We start from the raw sequence: 13455 nt of genomic DNA on the forward strand, positions 1-13455 counted from the left end.
CCGGCTTCCACGAGCTGGTCAGGGATTGGCCGCGGTTGTCAGCCGTTGCGAACGCTGACAACCGCGAGTTTCACCGGTCGACCGGTGAAACCTGCGAGATCCACCTACAGCCTGCCAGGCACCACCGGGGCCACCGCAGGGGCCGCGTAGGAGTGCTGGCTGGTGGTGGAGAAGTAGTTGATGCCGATGAAGTTGAACCAGAGCGTCGCCAGGCCCACCAGGGCCAGGATGGCGGCGTTGCGGCCCTTCCAGCCGGCGGTGGATCGGGCGTGCAGGTAGGCGGCGTAGACCACCCAGGTGATGAAGGCCCACACCTCCTTGGGGTCCCAGTTCCAGTAGGAGCTCCACGCCTCGTGTGCCCAGATCGGGCCGGTGATCAGGGCCGCGAAGGTCCAGATGGGGAAACCGAAGGCGTGCAGCCGGTAGGAGATCCGGTCGAGGTCGCGCAGTTCGGGGAGCCGGGCGATGTAGCCGGTGGTGCGATCGGGCCGGCGAGCCTTGATGAGGTAGAGCGCGGAGGTCATCCCGCCCAGCGTGAACGCTCCGGTGGCGATGACGGCGGACACGACGTGGATGACCAGCCAGTACGACGACAGCGCCTCGGTCAGGGGCGCGACCCGCTCGTGGAGCCAGATCACGTCGATCATCAGGACGGCGACCACGAAGCCGAGCACCAGCGGGGACAGCCAGGACAGCTGCAGGCGCCGGTACATCGCCAGGTAGAGGAACGCCACGACGAACGCTCCCGCCATCGTGAACTCGTACATGTTGCCCCACGGCACCCTGTTCGGGTCGGCGGCCATGCCTCGCCCGAGCAGGGCCACGAAGTGCAGGCCCACGGCGATGATGGTGAGCAGCACGCCCAAGCGTCCGAACATCGCGATCTTCGCGGTCCGCTCCGGGGTCACCGAGGCCGCGGTGGGGGGCTCTGCGGACCCGCCGCCGGCCGTGACCGACTCCCGGACCGCGATCTCCACGGGCACCTTGCGCAGCATCGACCACTCGACGAGGTGGGCGAGCAGGGCCAGGAAGTAGACCAGGCCGCACATGGCCACCGCCTGGTCGCTGAGCTGCTCCCATGCTGCGTCGGTCATCGCTTCTCCTCCACCAGGGCCCGAAGGGCCTCCAACTCCGCGAGCGTATCTCCGCCACCGGAACGGTCGAGACCTGCCAGCTCGACCAGGGTGACTCCATCTTCCCTGCGCACCCTGAGCCAGACACGTCGGGGGCGGATGAACAGCGACCCCATCAGTCCGAGCAGGGCCAGGAGCACGCCGGCCAGCGCGACGTGGGTGCCCGGCGTACGGCTGATCTGGATCTTGTTCCAGCGCTGGAAACCGTCGAAGCGCACGCTGCCCATGCCGTCGGGGAGCTTCATCGTCTGACCGACCTGCAGGTCGAGCCGGAAGATCTTGCCGTTGGGGCGGTGCAGGAGCTCCACCCCGTCCTTGCGCAGCGAGTAGACCGACTGCGGTACGCCGTCGTCGAGGCCGAGGTCACCGACGTAGGCCAGCAGCGAGACCCGTGGGTCCAGGGCGTTGCCGAAGGCCGAGAACGGGAAGCCCTCGGCGTTGGTGGCGTAGGTCGGGTAGAACTCCCCCTCCAGCCCGATCTGCTTCGGGCTGGCGTCGGGGTCCTTCACCACGCCGATCGAGCGGAACGTCTGGTCGAGCGGCAGGAACACCACGGGGCCGGTCGAGGTGGCGTTGCCGTCCCCGTCGGTGATCGTGAAGCTGGGGGCGTAGCCGTGTCCGATCAGGAAGATCTCGGTGCTGCCGATCTTGAGCGGATGGTTCACCCGGAGGTCGTAGGTCTTCTCCGGGGAGTCCGGGCTCTCCTGGTACCTCAGGTGCGACACGAACTTGTAGGCCATCCCGGCACGGGGCCCGCTGACCAGCCACTGGGCGTCGAACTTCTCGATGTCGAAGGAGAAGGGCTCCATGCTGTCGGGGTCGAACAGGCTGCCCGGGTCGTAGTCGTCGTACTGGTTGAGCAGGTTGCTGAAGCCGCCGCCTTCGACGACGATCACGCCGCCCTTGTAGCCGAAGAGACCTCCTGCGGCGAAGCCCACCAGCACGATCAGCACCGACAGGTGGAACAGCAGGTTGCCGACCTCGCGCAGGTAGCCCTTCTCCGCACTCACCGCGTCTCCCGAGGCTGAGGCTGAGGCTGAGGCGGGCACGACCCGGTAGCGGCGCTTCTTGAGTACGACGGCAGCGCGGGCCAGCACCTCGTCGGGTTCCTCGGTGGTGCTCCAGCTGGTGTGATCGGCGAGGCGACTGAGGTTGCGAGGTGCGGCGGGCGGCTTGTTGCGGATCGCCCGCGCGTAGACGAAGCAGCGCGGGATGATGCAGCCGACCAGGGACAGCACGAGCAGGATGTAGATGGCCGAGAACCAGGGCGAGTCGTAGACCGAGAAGAGCTGGAGCTTCTCGTAGACCGGGGTCAGCTTGGGGTGGGCGTCCTGCCAGTTCGAGGTCTTGAGGGCGTCGATGTTGGACTGCGGGATGACTGAGCCGGGGATCGCGGCGAGCGCCAGCAGGAGCAGCAGGATCAGGGCGGTGCGCATGGAGGTGAGCTGGCGCCAGGCCCAGCGCAGGAGCTCACGCAGGTTGAGCTCCCCCGCGCGGCGCTCGGGAGCGGGTGCGGTCACAGGCCGACCGCCCAGATCGGGGCGAGCTGGACCTGGAGCCAGGTGACGACGTAGTCCCACCATCCGGTGACCAGGAGGACGCCGACCAGGATCATCATCACGCCGCCGACCCGGGTGATCCACACCATGTGGCGCCGCAGGAAGGCGAAGGCGACCAGCGAGCGACGCCAGGCGAGGGCGGCCACGATGAACGGCAGGCCGAGACCGAGGGAGTAGAAGGCCAGCAAGACGGCCCCGCGTCCGGGGCTGCCCTCGTTGGCGGCCAGGGTGAGGATGCCGCCGAGGGTGGGTCCCACGCAGGGCGACCAGCCGACGCCGAACAGGAAGCCGAGCAGCGGTGCGGCCGCCAGCCCGACGGCCGGGACCTTGTGCACCCGCACGTCACGCTGCAGCCAGGGGACCAGGCCGAGGAAGGCGAGGCCGAGGATGATCGAGAGGACACCGAGGATCACCGAGAACAGGCGCCGGTTGACGTAGAGCCAGGTGCCGGCCGCGCCGAAGAAGGCGCCGAGCAGCACGAAGGCCACGGTGAACCCGAGCACGAACAGCAGGGCTCCGGCCAGCATCCGGCCGCGTCGGGCATCGCCGCTGGCGATGTCGGCGCCCGACAGCCCGGTGGCGTAGGAGAGGTAGCCGGGCAGCAGCGGGATCACGCACGGCGAGAAGAAGGACACCAGCCCGGCGACCAGCGCGATCGGGACCGCCAACAGCAGGGAGCTGGAGCTGGCCGACTCCCGGAGGAAGTCATCCATCCTGGCCCGCCACATCGTCGATCACGTCGGTCAAGGTCAGCTGGGAGGGGATGGCGCCCGAGATGGTCGCGGCGATCCGACCCTCACGGTCGAGGACGACCGTGGTCGGGACGGCCTGCAGGTTGACCTTGCCGGCGAACGCGAGCAGCGCCTTGCCGGTCGGGTCGTAGATGGAGGGGTAGGTGACCCCGAACGTCGTGTCGAAGGCCAGGGCGGGCTCTGCGCTGTTGTCGCGGATGTTGACCCCGACGAAGTCCGCGTCGGCTGCCGTCTGCGCCGCAGCGCCTACCAGCATGGGCGCCTCCAACCGGCACGGGGCGCAGGCGGACCACCACACGTTGACCACCACGACCTTGCCGCGCAGGTCGGCCACGTCGAACGACTCGCCCTCCAGCGTCTCGCCGGTGAGGTCGATCGGGTCGCCGCGGTCGGTGGCGTCGTACTGCACGACTGAGCCGTCGCCGCTGATGTAGCCCTTGTCGCCGGTCTTCTCAGACGACGTGCAGCCCGTCAGCAGCAGCAGACAGGCACAGAGCAGAGCGAGGGGGACCTTCAGGGCCGGCGCTCCTCGGGAGCGCCACCTGCGGAGAACGGGGCCTTCTTGTCCTTCACCGGGATCAGGTCGCCGGCCGGCTCGGAGAACGACACCGACGTGAGGCGGTCGTCGGTGAAGTTGAACGAGGTCAGCGAGCACAGCGTGCACTGCCGGTTGCGCGGATCGTGGACGAACCGACGACCTTCCGCGTGCAGCCGGGTGATCCAGATCGGCAGCTGGTGGGAGACGATCACGGCCTCGTGGCCGCGCGCCTGGTCACGGGCGTCGTGGACCGCGGCCATCATCCGCGCCGCAACCTCCTTGTAGGGCTCGCCCCACGAGGGTGTGAACGGGTTCCAGAGGTGGCGCCACGTGGACGGCTTGCGCAGGACACCGTCGCCGACCGCGAACGGCTTGCCCTCGAAGACGTTGCCGGACTCGATCACCCTCGGATCGGTGACGATCTCCAGGCCGCGTGCCTCGGCGAGGGGGCGGGCGGTCTCCTGGGCACGCTCCAGCGGGGAGACCCGCAGGTGCACGATGTCGCGGTCCTTGATGGCGTCGGTGACCTTGACCGCCATCTCCTTGCCGAGCTCGGAGAGATGGAAGCCGGGCATCCGGCCGTAGAGGATGCCGCTCGGGTTGTGCACCTCGCCGTGGCGCAGCAGGTGGACGGTGGTCTTGTCGGTCATCGGGTCCCCTCGAGGGCGGAGTGGGCTGCGGCGCTGGCCGCAGCAGGCAGGGCGTCGAGCACGGTCTGGACGGCCCGGTCGTCGTGGGCCGAGGACAGGAACCAGGCTTCGTAGGCCGACGGCGGCAGGTAGACGCCCCGGTCGAGCATGGCATGGAAGAAGCCACGATAAGCGGCGGTGTCGGTGCGTTGGGCATCGTCGAAGTCGCGGACCGGCTGGTCGGTGAAGAACACCGAGAACATGGTCCCGCTCGCCTGGACCACGTGGGGTACGCCGGCTGCGGTCAGCGCGGCCGCGCACGCCTCCTTGATGGTCTCCCCGGCCGTGCTGATGCGCTCGTAGACCTCGTCGGTGGCCAGTCGGAGCGTGGCCAGACCGGCGGTGGTGGCGATGGGGTTCCCCGACAGCGTGCCGGCCTGGTAGACGGGACCTTCGGGCGACAGCTGTGACATCACGTCGGCCCGCCCGCCGAAGGCGGCCGCGGGGAACCCGCCACCCATCACCTTGCCGAAGGTCATCAGGTCGGGCTGCCAGCCCTCGACGGCGCCGTCGAGGCCCCACTGGCCGAGTCTGCTGGCCCGGAAGCCCGTCATCACCTCGTCGGAGACGAACAGCGCACCGTTGGCGGCACAGATGGTGGCCAGGAACCGGTTGAAGCCCGGCGCCGGCGGCACGACGCCCATGTTGCCGGGGGCGGCCTCGGTGATCAGGCAGGCGATGCGGTCGCCGTGGTCGGCGAACGCCTTCTCGACGGCATCGGTGTCGTTGTAGGGCAGGACGAGGGTGAGCTCGGTCGAGGAGGCGGGTACGCCGGGCGTGCCAGGGGTGGCGAACGCGATGTCCTGTGGCTGTCCCAGGGTGGCCAGGCCCGACCCGGCGCTGGCCAGCAGGGAGTCCACGTGACCGTGGTAGCAACCGGCGAACTTGACGATCACGTCGCGGCCGGTGAATCCCCTGGCCAAGCGGATCGCGGACATCGTGGCTTCGGTGCCGGAGGAGACGAAGCGGATCTTGTCGACCGGTGTGCGCGCGACGATCTCCTCGGCGAGCTCCACCTCGGGGACCGTCGGTGTGCCGTAGGACGTGCCGCGGGCGACCGCTGTGGCCACCGCTGCCTGCACCTCCGGGTGGGCGTGCCCCAGCAGCATCGGACCCCACGAGCAGATCAGGTCGACGTACTCGTTGCCGTCGACGTCACGCAGCCAGGCTCCCGCGGCGGACTCGATGAAGCGTGGCGTGCCCCCGACCGCGTTGAACGCCCGCACGGGCGAGTTCACGCCCCCGGGTGTCACGGCCCACGCGCGGTCGAAGAGCGCGCTCGAGCGCGCGGTCGAGAAGGTCACCGGGCCATTCTCGCGGAGACCCTCAAACGCCCGCCAATCGGGGAGCCGGCTGGCCTAGAATCCTGACAGCTTCGACCTGGAGGTGGCGATGGGAACCAGTGAGTGCCTGGCCGATGCGACGTCTCGACACCGGGGCGCCCGATGAGTGCCGCGGCCGCCGAGGACCAGAGCGCCTCGAGCGGCTTCCTCGGCTGGATCGAGCGGGTGGGCAACAAGGTCCCGCACCCCGCGATCATCTTCCTCGGTCTCATCGTCGGAGTGATCGTGCTCTCCGCGGTGCTGGCCTGGGCCGACGTGAGCGTCACCACCGAGGTGGCCGAGCCCGAGTCGACCACGGTCAGTCAGGAGTACGAGGGCGGAACGACGAACCCGTCGCTCGAGCACGACCCCGAGGTCGCCGTCCCCGACTACGAGCTGAAGACCGAGACGATCGAGGCGAAGAGCCTGCTCAGCGGGGACGGGATCCGCTACATCTTCACCACGGCGGTCCAGAACTTCAACGACTTCGGAGTGGTCGCGGTCATCCTGGTCGCCATGATCGGCGTCGGCGTCGCCGAGGAGGCCGGACTGATCGCTGCCCTGATCCGCAAGATGGTGCAGGTGGCGCCGGCCAAGGCGATCACCTTCATCATCGTGCTGCTCGGCGGGATCTCGAGCGTCGCCTCGGACGCGGGCTACCTGGTGCTCATCCCCCTGGGGGCGGCGGCGTTCGCAAGCCTGGGCAGGCACCCCCTGGCCGGCATCGCGGCGGCGTACGCCGGGGTGAGCGCCGCCTTCTTCGTCAACATCCTGATCACCCCTGCCGACGGCATCATCACCGAGGTCACCAACGAGATCATGGGCGGCGTCGCGCCCCAGGCCGACCAGCTCAACGTGACCCACAACTTCTACTTCTCGATCGTGTCGACGATCTTCGTGGCCTTCGTGATGACCATCCTCACCGAACGGTTCGTGGAGCCGAGACTGGGCACGTGGGACCCCGCGGAACGCCCGGCGGACGCACCGGTCGACCACGTCCCCAGCGGGGACGAGCTCGCCCACGAGTCTCGGGGCCTGCGGCTCTCGCTGATCTACCTGCTGGTCGCCGTCGCGATCATCACCGCGCTCACCGCCATCCCGGGCGCACCCCTGCGCAACCCCGACACCGGCGAGATCTTCGGCAACTCACCGTTCATGAGCAGCCTGCTGTTCATCATCTCGATGCTGTTCCTGGCAGCGGGACTCGGTTACGGCAAGGGCGCCGGCAGCCTGACAGGCAGCACCAACGTGATCAACGCGATCGTGAAGACCTTCAACGGCCTGGGCGGCCTGATCTTCCTGATGCTGCTGATCGCCCAGTTCATCGCCTTCTTCAACTACTCCAACATCTCCGCGATCGCGGCGACCCAGCTGGCCGACCTGCTCGGGCGGGCCGACATCGGGGCCCTGCCCCTGCTCGTCGGCTTCATCCTGCTGGTGTTCGTGATCGACATCATCATGCCCGGGGTGATCCCGAAGTGGGCGATCATCGCCCCGATCTTCATCCCGCTGTTCTACAACCTGGGCATCGCTCCGCAGACCGTGATCGCCGCCTACCGGGTGGGCGACGGGCCGGCCAACGTGATCACGCCGCTGATGGTCTACCTGCCGTTCATCATCCTGGTGTGCCAGCGCTACCGCGCCCGCGCGGGGATGGGCACGGTGGTGGCGATGATGATCCCCTACACCGTCGTGGTCCTGGTGACCTGGATCCTGTTCTTCATCGCGTGGTACCTGCTCGCGATCCCACTCGGTCCCGGCTCGCCGGTGCACCTCACCTGAGCAGGTCAGCAGCCTCGGCAGCCCAGTAGGTGAGGATGACGTCGGCTCCGGCACGGCGGATCGAGGTGAGGGTCTCGAGGATGGCGGCCTCGCGGTCGATCCAGCCGTTGGCCGCGGCGGCCTCGACCATGGAGTACTCGCCCGAGACGTTGTACGCCGCGACCGGCACGTCCACGGCGTCCCGCACCCGGCGTACGACGTCGAGATACCCGAGCGCGGGCTTGACCATCACGATGTCCGCCCCTTCGGCGACATCGAGCAGGGCCTCGCGCACGCCCTCGACGGCATTGCCCGCGTCCTGCTGATACGTGCGCCGGTCACCCTCGAGGGAGGAGTCCACGGCCTCGCGGAACGGGCCGTAGAAAGCCGAGGCGTACTTCGCGGAGTAGGCGAGGATCGACACGTCCTGGTGGTCGGCTCCGTCGAGCGCAGCCCGCACGACGGCGACCTGCCCGTCCATCATGCCGCTGGGTCCCACCATGTCGACGCCGGCCGCGGCGTGGGCGCGCGCCATCTCGGCGTACACCTCCAGGGTGGCGTCGTTGTCGACCCGGCCGTCGGCGGTCAACAGGCCACAGTGACCGTGGTCGGTGAACTCGTCGAGGCACAGGTCGCTCATCACCGTCAGCGCGTCCCCGACCTCGGCGACCACGTCGGCGATGGCCAGGTTGAGGATGCCTGCTGGGTCGAGCGCACCCGACCCGACCGCATCCTTGTGCTCCGGGATGCCGAACAACATCACGCCGCCCAGCCCCGCCTGCGCGGCTGAGTCCACCGCGCCGAGCAGGGAGGACCGGGAGTGCTGGACGACGCCGGGCATCGAGGAGATCGGTTGCGGCTCGGTCAGGCCCTCGCGCACGAACAACGGCAGCACCAGCTGCCCCGGCGCCAGGGACGTCTCGCGCACCATCCGCCGCAGGGCAGAGGTACGTCGCAGCCGCCGCGGCCGGATGATCACTCGGCTCGGACCTTGCGCCGGGCCGACGACTTGCGCTCGGAGGGTCGGGTGACGGACTGGCCGGCCTCGAGCAGCGCCGAGCGCCGGCTGGCGCCGAAGTCGGCGAGCGCCTCGACGAGCACCTCGACCGACGGCGAAGGGGCCATCACGTCGACGCGCAGGCCGTGTTCCTCGGCGGTCTTGGCCGTGGCCGGACCGATCACGGCGATCACCGTGGAGGTGTGCGGCTTGCCGGCGATGCCGACCAGGTTGCGCACCGTCGAGGAGGAGGTGAAGACGACGGCGTCGAACTTGCCGCTCTTGATGGCATCGCGGGTGGCGGCCGGCGGCGGCGTGGCCCGCACCGTGCGGTAGGCCGTCACGTCGTCACACTCCCAGCCGAGGTCGATCAGGCCGGCCACCAGGTTCTCGGTGGCGATGTCGGCGCGCGGCAGGAACACCCGGTTGATGGGGTCCAGCAGCCGGTCGAACTCGGGCCAGACCTCGAGCAGTCCGGCAGCCGACTGCTCACCGGAGGGCACCAGGTCGGCACGCAGGCCCCAGTCGGCGATGGCCGCTGCGGTCTTCTCGCCGACCGCGGCGATCTTCAGCCCGGAGAAGGCGCGGGCGTCGAGGCCGTACTCCTCGAACTTCTCGCGCACGGCGCGCACCGCGTTGACCGAGGTGAAGGCGATCCACTCGTAACGGCCCTCGACCAGACCGCGCACGGCCTTGTCCATCTGCTGGGGGTTGCGGGGCGGCTCGACCGAGATGGTCGGCACCTCCTCGGGCACCGAGCCGTAGCCACGCAGGCGCTGCGAGAGCGAGGCGGCCTGCTCCTTGGTGCGCGGCACCAGGACCCGCCAGCCGAACAGCGGCTTGGTCTCGAACCACGACAGGGTCTCGCGCAGGTCGACGACGTCGCCGACCACGGTGATCGCCGGCGGCGTGATCTTGGCGGCGCGGGCCTCGTCGGCGATGTGCTCGAGCGTGGAGGTGATCGTCGACTGGGCGGTGGTGGTGCCGACGGTGGTCATGGCGACCGGCGTGCGCGGCGAACGACCGGCCTCGATCAGTGCGGCGGCGTTCTCCCGGATCGTGCCGACGCCGGACAGGAGGACCAGCGTGCGGTCGTCGCCGTACTTGCTCCAGTCGACCTTGTCGCCACAGGTCACCACGGCGACCTCGCGGTTGTTCTTCGTGGTCAGCGGGATCCCGGCGTAGGCCGGCACCGCGTGCACGGAGGAGACGCCGGGCACGATCTCGAAACCGACCCCGGCCTTGACGCAGGCCTGGGCCTCTTCGGGTCCGGAGGCGTAGAGGAACGGGTCACCGTTCATGAGGCGGACCACGGCCCGGCCGCTCTTGGCGTGCTTGACGACCACCTTGGCGCGCGCGGCATGGGTCAACGGCTGACCGTCGGTGCCGAAGCCGCCGTCGACGAAGTCGGGGCCGCACCCGGTCTCGACCGACTCGGTGCCATGCTCGTCCACCACGATGGTGGGCGCCGGGAGACCGAGGAGGGTGCGCACGAGGGCGGCGTGCTCAGGGCCCTCGGTGATCACCACGTCGGCGGCGCGCAGCAGTTCGGCGGCCCGCAGCGTGAGCAGGTCGGGGTCTCCGGGGCCGGCTCCCACGAAGGAGACCCAACCGCGAGGTGTTGTCGGTGCGCCGGTTGCGGAGGTGCTCGGAACCGGGCTGGTGGTGCGTCCAGTCATGCCTGCTGCCTTCTAGCTGGTGGTTCGGTGTGGGTCATGATGATCAGCTGGGCGGCGCCGTCGGCGAGGAGGTCCTCGGCGAGCTGGCGCCCGACGCCCGCGGCGTCGTGGGGAAGTCCCGTGTGGGAGTTGCGGATCGACAGCGTCCCGTCCGGCGAGAGGGCCACGGCCCTGATCCAGAGCTCGTCGCCGTCCTCACCCTCCACGACCTCCGCCAGGGCTCCGACCGGTGCCGCGCACCCGGCTTCCAGGGTGGCGAGCAGAGATCGCTCCGCGTCGACGGCGACCCGGGTGTGCGGGTCCTCGAGGGCGGCGCACAAGTCCTTGGCCAGCACCTCGTCGGTGCTGCGACACTCGACGGCCAGCGCGCCCTGGCCGGGGGCCGGGAGCATCTGGAGGGGGTCGAGGGTCTCGGTGACGGCGGCGGCACGACCGATCCGGTCGAGCCCGGCCCGGGCCAGGATCACTGCGTCGACCTCGCCCTCGCTGACCTTGCGCAACCGGGTGTCGACGTTGCCGCGGATGTCGACGATCTCCAGTCCGAGCCCGAGTGCGTGCAGCTGGGCGGCCCGCCGAGGTGAGCCGGTGCCGACCTTGCTGCCGACCGGCAGCTCGCCGAGCGTGAGACCGTCCCGGGCGACCAGGACGTCGCGCGCATCCGCGCGGGCGGGTACGGCGGCCAGCGTGACCCCGGCCGCGGGGCCGGTGGGCAGGTCCTTGAGGGAGTGCACGCAGACGTCCACCTCGCCGCGCAGCAGTGCATCGCGCAGCGCGCTGACGAAGACGCCGGTGCCGCCGAGCTGGGACAGGGGCGCTGCGGTCCGGTCGCCGGTGGTGGAGACCTCGACGAGCTCGACCTCGACCCCCATCCGCTCGGTGATCAGGTCGGCCACGAGCTGGGACTGGGTGCGCGCGAGCAGTGAGGCCCGGGTCCCGAGGCGGATCATGTTCGACCGTCCGGACTGGTCACGGCGTCGACGGCCTCGGGATCGAGGGCGAAGAGCTCGCGCAGGGCCGCTGCGTAGGACACCGCGCCGGTCTCGTTGGCCAGTTGCTTGACGCGCACCGTGGGCTGGTGGAGCAGCTTGTCGGCGACCCGGCGCACGGCCATCTCGATCTCGGCACGCGAGGCGTCGTCAAGGTCGGGCAGGCGGCTGATGAGCCGCTGGATCTCCGACTCGACCACACCGGTGGCCATCGAGCGCAGGGCCACCAGCGTGGGCGTCACGCTGGCCTGCCTGCGGGCGGAGCTGAAGACCTGGATCTCCTCGGCGACGATGCGCCGGACCCCGTCGACCTCACCGCTGGCCGGATGACCCGCGAGGTCCTCGGCCAGGCGGCGCAGGCCGATGACGGTGACCCCAGGCAGGTCGCCCACTTCGGGCTCCACGTCGTGGGGCAGTGCCAGGTCGATGACGGCCAGTGGGCGGGTGGCGCCGAGACGGGCCTCGGCCACCTGGTCGCGCGACAGGATGATCCCGGTCGCACCGGTGCAGGAGATGACGACGTCGGCCAGCGCCAGCTCCCGGTCGAGCTCGGTGAGGGCGACCGAGCGGGCGGCGTACTCGCCGGCGAGACGCTTGGCGTTGCCTGCGGTGCGGTTGACCACGGCGATGTCCACGGCGCCCAGGCGCGACAGGGTGGCCGTGGCGAGCCCAGCCATCGTGCCGGCGCCCACCACCACGGCGCGCAGGCCGGCGATCGGGCCGATCTCCTCGACGCAGCGGTCCAGCGCGGCGGTCACCAACGAGGGGGCGGCGTGGTCCACATCGGTCTCGGCGTGTGCCCGCTTGCCCACCCGGAGGGCCTGCTGGAACAGCACGTTGAGGGCGGGGCCGACGGTGGCCTGCTCCTGCCCGAGGCGCAGCGCACCTCGGGTCTGGCCGAGGATCTGGCCCTCGCCCATGACCATGGAGTCCAGCCCGGAGGCGACTTTGAACAGGTGGGAGACGGCGCCGTCGTCATAGTGCACGTAGAGATGCGGGATCAGGTCGTCGGTCTGCAGCTCGGAGCGCTGGCACAGCAGCCGGGAGATCGCCTCGACCGATCCGTGGAACCGGTCCACCTCGGTGTAGATCTCGAGCCGGTTGCACGTGGCCAGCACGGTGGCCTCGGTGACGTGGGCGGTCTCGGCGACGTCGATGAGCAGCTTGCGGACGCCATCGGAGTCCAGGGCGAGCTGTTCGAGCACGTCGAGAGGGGCTGAACGGTGCGAGACCCCGACCACGAGAACGCTCATGCCGACTCCCCTTGGACGGCGGCTGGCCGACGTGAGCGCTGCTGGGTGGCGTCCTCGGGTGCGGCCTTGCGCTGCTCGTGGAACGCCAGGATCTGCAGCTCGATGGACAGGTCGACCTTGCGGACGTCGACGCCGTCGGGCACGGCGAGCACGGTGGGGGCGAAGTTGAGGATGCTGGTGATCCCCACCTTCACCAGGTCGTCGCAGACCTCCTGGGCCGCAGCCGCCGGAGTGGCGATCACCCCGATGGAGACCGACTGCTCGGCGACGATCTCGGCCAGCTCGTCGAAGGAGCGGACCGGCACGTCCGCCACCACTGCCCCGGTGCGGGCTGGGTCGGCGTCGAGCAGGGCCACGACCCGGAAGCCGCGGCTGCGGAAGCCGGAGTAGTTGGCCAGGGCGTGGCCCAGGTTCCCGATCCCCACGATGATGACCGGCCAGTCCTGGGTCAGCCCGATCTCGCGGGCGATCTGGTAGCGCAGGTAGTCGACGTCGTAGCCGACGCCGCGGGTGCCGTAGGAGCCGAGGTAGGAGAGGTCCTTGCGCAGCTTGGCGGAGTTGACGCCCGTGGCCACGGCCAGTTCCTCACTGGAACAGGTGCCGGTGCCGGCGTCGGACAGCGAGGTCAGGGCGCGCAGGTAGATCGGCAGGCGGGCCACGGTGGCCTCGGGAATGTCCCGGCCGGGCGTGAGGTCGGCAGACACGTCGGATCCGATCGGCACGCCCCCGTGGGGGGTCCCGGTAGCTGGCGTCCGTGCGGTCAATGCTCTCGTCTCCAGAGCCGGC

The 13455-nt window shown here is 69.9% G+C and carries 12 protein-coding genes; 1 reads left to right on the forward strand and 11 read right to left on the reverse strand.

The genetic code is table 11. From position 1 onward, the window contains the following. Positions 1-104 precede the first annotated feature (104 nt). From ccsB to hemL, 6 genes are all read right to left on the reverse strand, one after another. On the reverse strand, positions 105-1094 hold the full coding sequence (ccsB, locus tag AB7I40_RS05530) for a c-type cytochrome biogenesis protein CcsB (RefSeq protein WP_428344047.1): 990 nt from the start codon (positions 1092-1094) through the stop codon (positions 105-107). Beyond that, the gene (resB, locus tag AB7I40_RS05535; protein ID WP_428344048.1) at positions 1091-2653 is read right to left on the reverse strand and encodes a cytochrome c biogenesis protein ResB; all 1563 of its coding nucleotides are present in this window, start codon (positions 2651-2653) and stop codon (positions 1091-1093) included. Before resB ends, ccsB begins: the two co-directional genes overlap by 4 nt. After that, entirely contained in the window at positions 2650-3405 is a 756-nt protein-coding gene (locus AB7I40_RS05540; RefSeq protein ID WP_428344049.1) for a cytochrome c biogenesis CcdA family protein, read from the reverse strand. The genes resB and AB7I40_RS05540 overlap by 4 nt, the downstream gene beginning before the upstream one ends. After that, the gene (locus AB7I40_RS05545; RefSeq protein ID WP_428344050.1) at positions 3398-3853 is read right to left on the reverse strand and encodes a TlpA disulfide reductase family protein; all 456 of its coding nucleotides are present in this window, start codon (positions 3851-3853) and stop codon (positions 3398-3400) included. The genes AB7I40_RS05540 and AB7I40_RS05545 overlap by 8 nt, the downstream gene beginning before the upstream one ends. A 104-nt stretch (positions 3854-3957) precedes the next feature. Next, complete coding sequence (locus tag AB7I40_RS05550; RefSeq protein ID WP_428344051.1) at positions 3958-4632, reverse strand: histidine phosphatase family protein; 675 nt, start codon at positions 4630-4632, stop codon at positions 3958-3960. Then, positions 4629-5975: a glutamate-1-semialdehyde 2,1-aminomutase gene (gene hemL / locus AB7I40_RS05555; RefSeq protein ID WP_428344052.1), complete on the reverse strand. Its 1347-nt coding sequence runs from the start codon at positions 5973-5975 to the stop codon at positions 4629-4631. Before hemL ends, AB7I40_RS05550 begins: the two co-directional genes overlap by 4 nt. A gap of 141 nt (positions 5976-6116) precedes the next feature. On the opposite strand from hemL, the gene AB7I40_RS05560 reads away from it, so the two are divergent. Beyond that, positions 6117-7775 (forward strand): AbgT family transporter, encoded by a 1659-nt coding sequence (locus AB7I40_RS05560; protein WP_428344053.1) that lies wholly within the window; start codon positions 6117-6119, stop codon positions 7773-7775. On the opposite strand, the gene hemB is transcribed toward AB7I40_RS05560, so the two are convergent. The 5 genes from hemB to AB7I40_RS05585 are packed head-to-tail and all read right to left on the reverse strand — an operon-like array spanning position 7768 to position 13373. Continuing rightward, entirely contained in the window at positions 7768-8733 is a 966-nt protein-coding gene (hemB, locus tag AB7I40_RS05565) for a porphobilinogen synthase (RefSeq protein ID WP_428344054.1), read from the reverse strand. The genes AB7I40_RS05560 and hemB overlap by 8 nt on opposite strands. Then, positions 8730-10430, reverse strand: a complete 1701-nt coding sequence (locus AB7I40_RS05570) for a uroporphyrinogen-III synthase (protein ID WP_428344055.1) — start codon at positions 10428-10430, stop codon at positions 8730-8732. Before AB7I40_RS05570 ends, hemB begins: the two co-directional genes overlap by 4 nt. Then, complete coding sequence (gene hemC, locus AB7I40_RS05575; protein ID WP_428344056.1) at positions 10427-11377, reverse strand: hydroxymethylbilane synthase; 951 nt, start codon at positions 11375-11377, stop codon at positions 10427-10429. The genes AB7I40_RS05570 and hemC overlap by 4 nt, the downstream gene beginning before the upstream one ends. After that, complete coding sequence (locus tag AB7I40_RS05580) at positions 11374-12669, reverse strand: glutamyl-tRNA reductase (RefSeq protein ID WP_428344057.1); 1296 nt, start codon at positions 12667-12669, stop codon at positions 11374-11376. Before AB7I40_RS05580 ends, hemC begins: the two co-directional genes overlap by 4 nt. After that, the gene (locus tag AB7I40_RS05585) at positions 12666-13373 is read right to left on the reverse strand and encodes a redox-sensing transcriptional repressor Rex (protein ID WP_428344058.1); all 708 of its coding nucleotides are present in this window, start codon (positions 13371-13373) and stop codon (positions 12666-12668) included. The genes AB7I40_RS05580 and AB7I40_RS05585 overlap by 4 nt, the downstream gene beginning before the upstream one ends. Positions 13374-13455 lie beyond the last annotated feature (82 nt).

Source organism: Nocardioides sp. (genome assembly GCF_050246775.1).
GTDB lineage: Bacteria > Actinomycetota > Actinomycetes > Propionibacteriales > Nocardioidaceae > Nocardioides.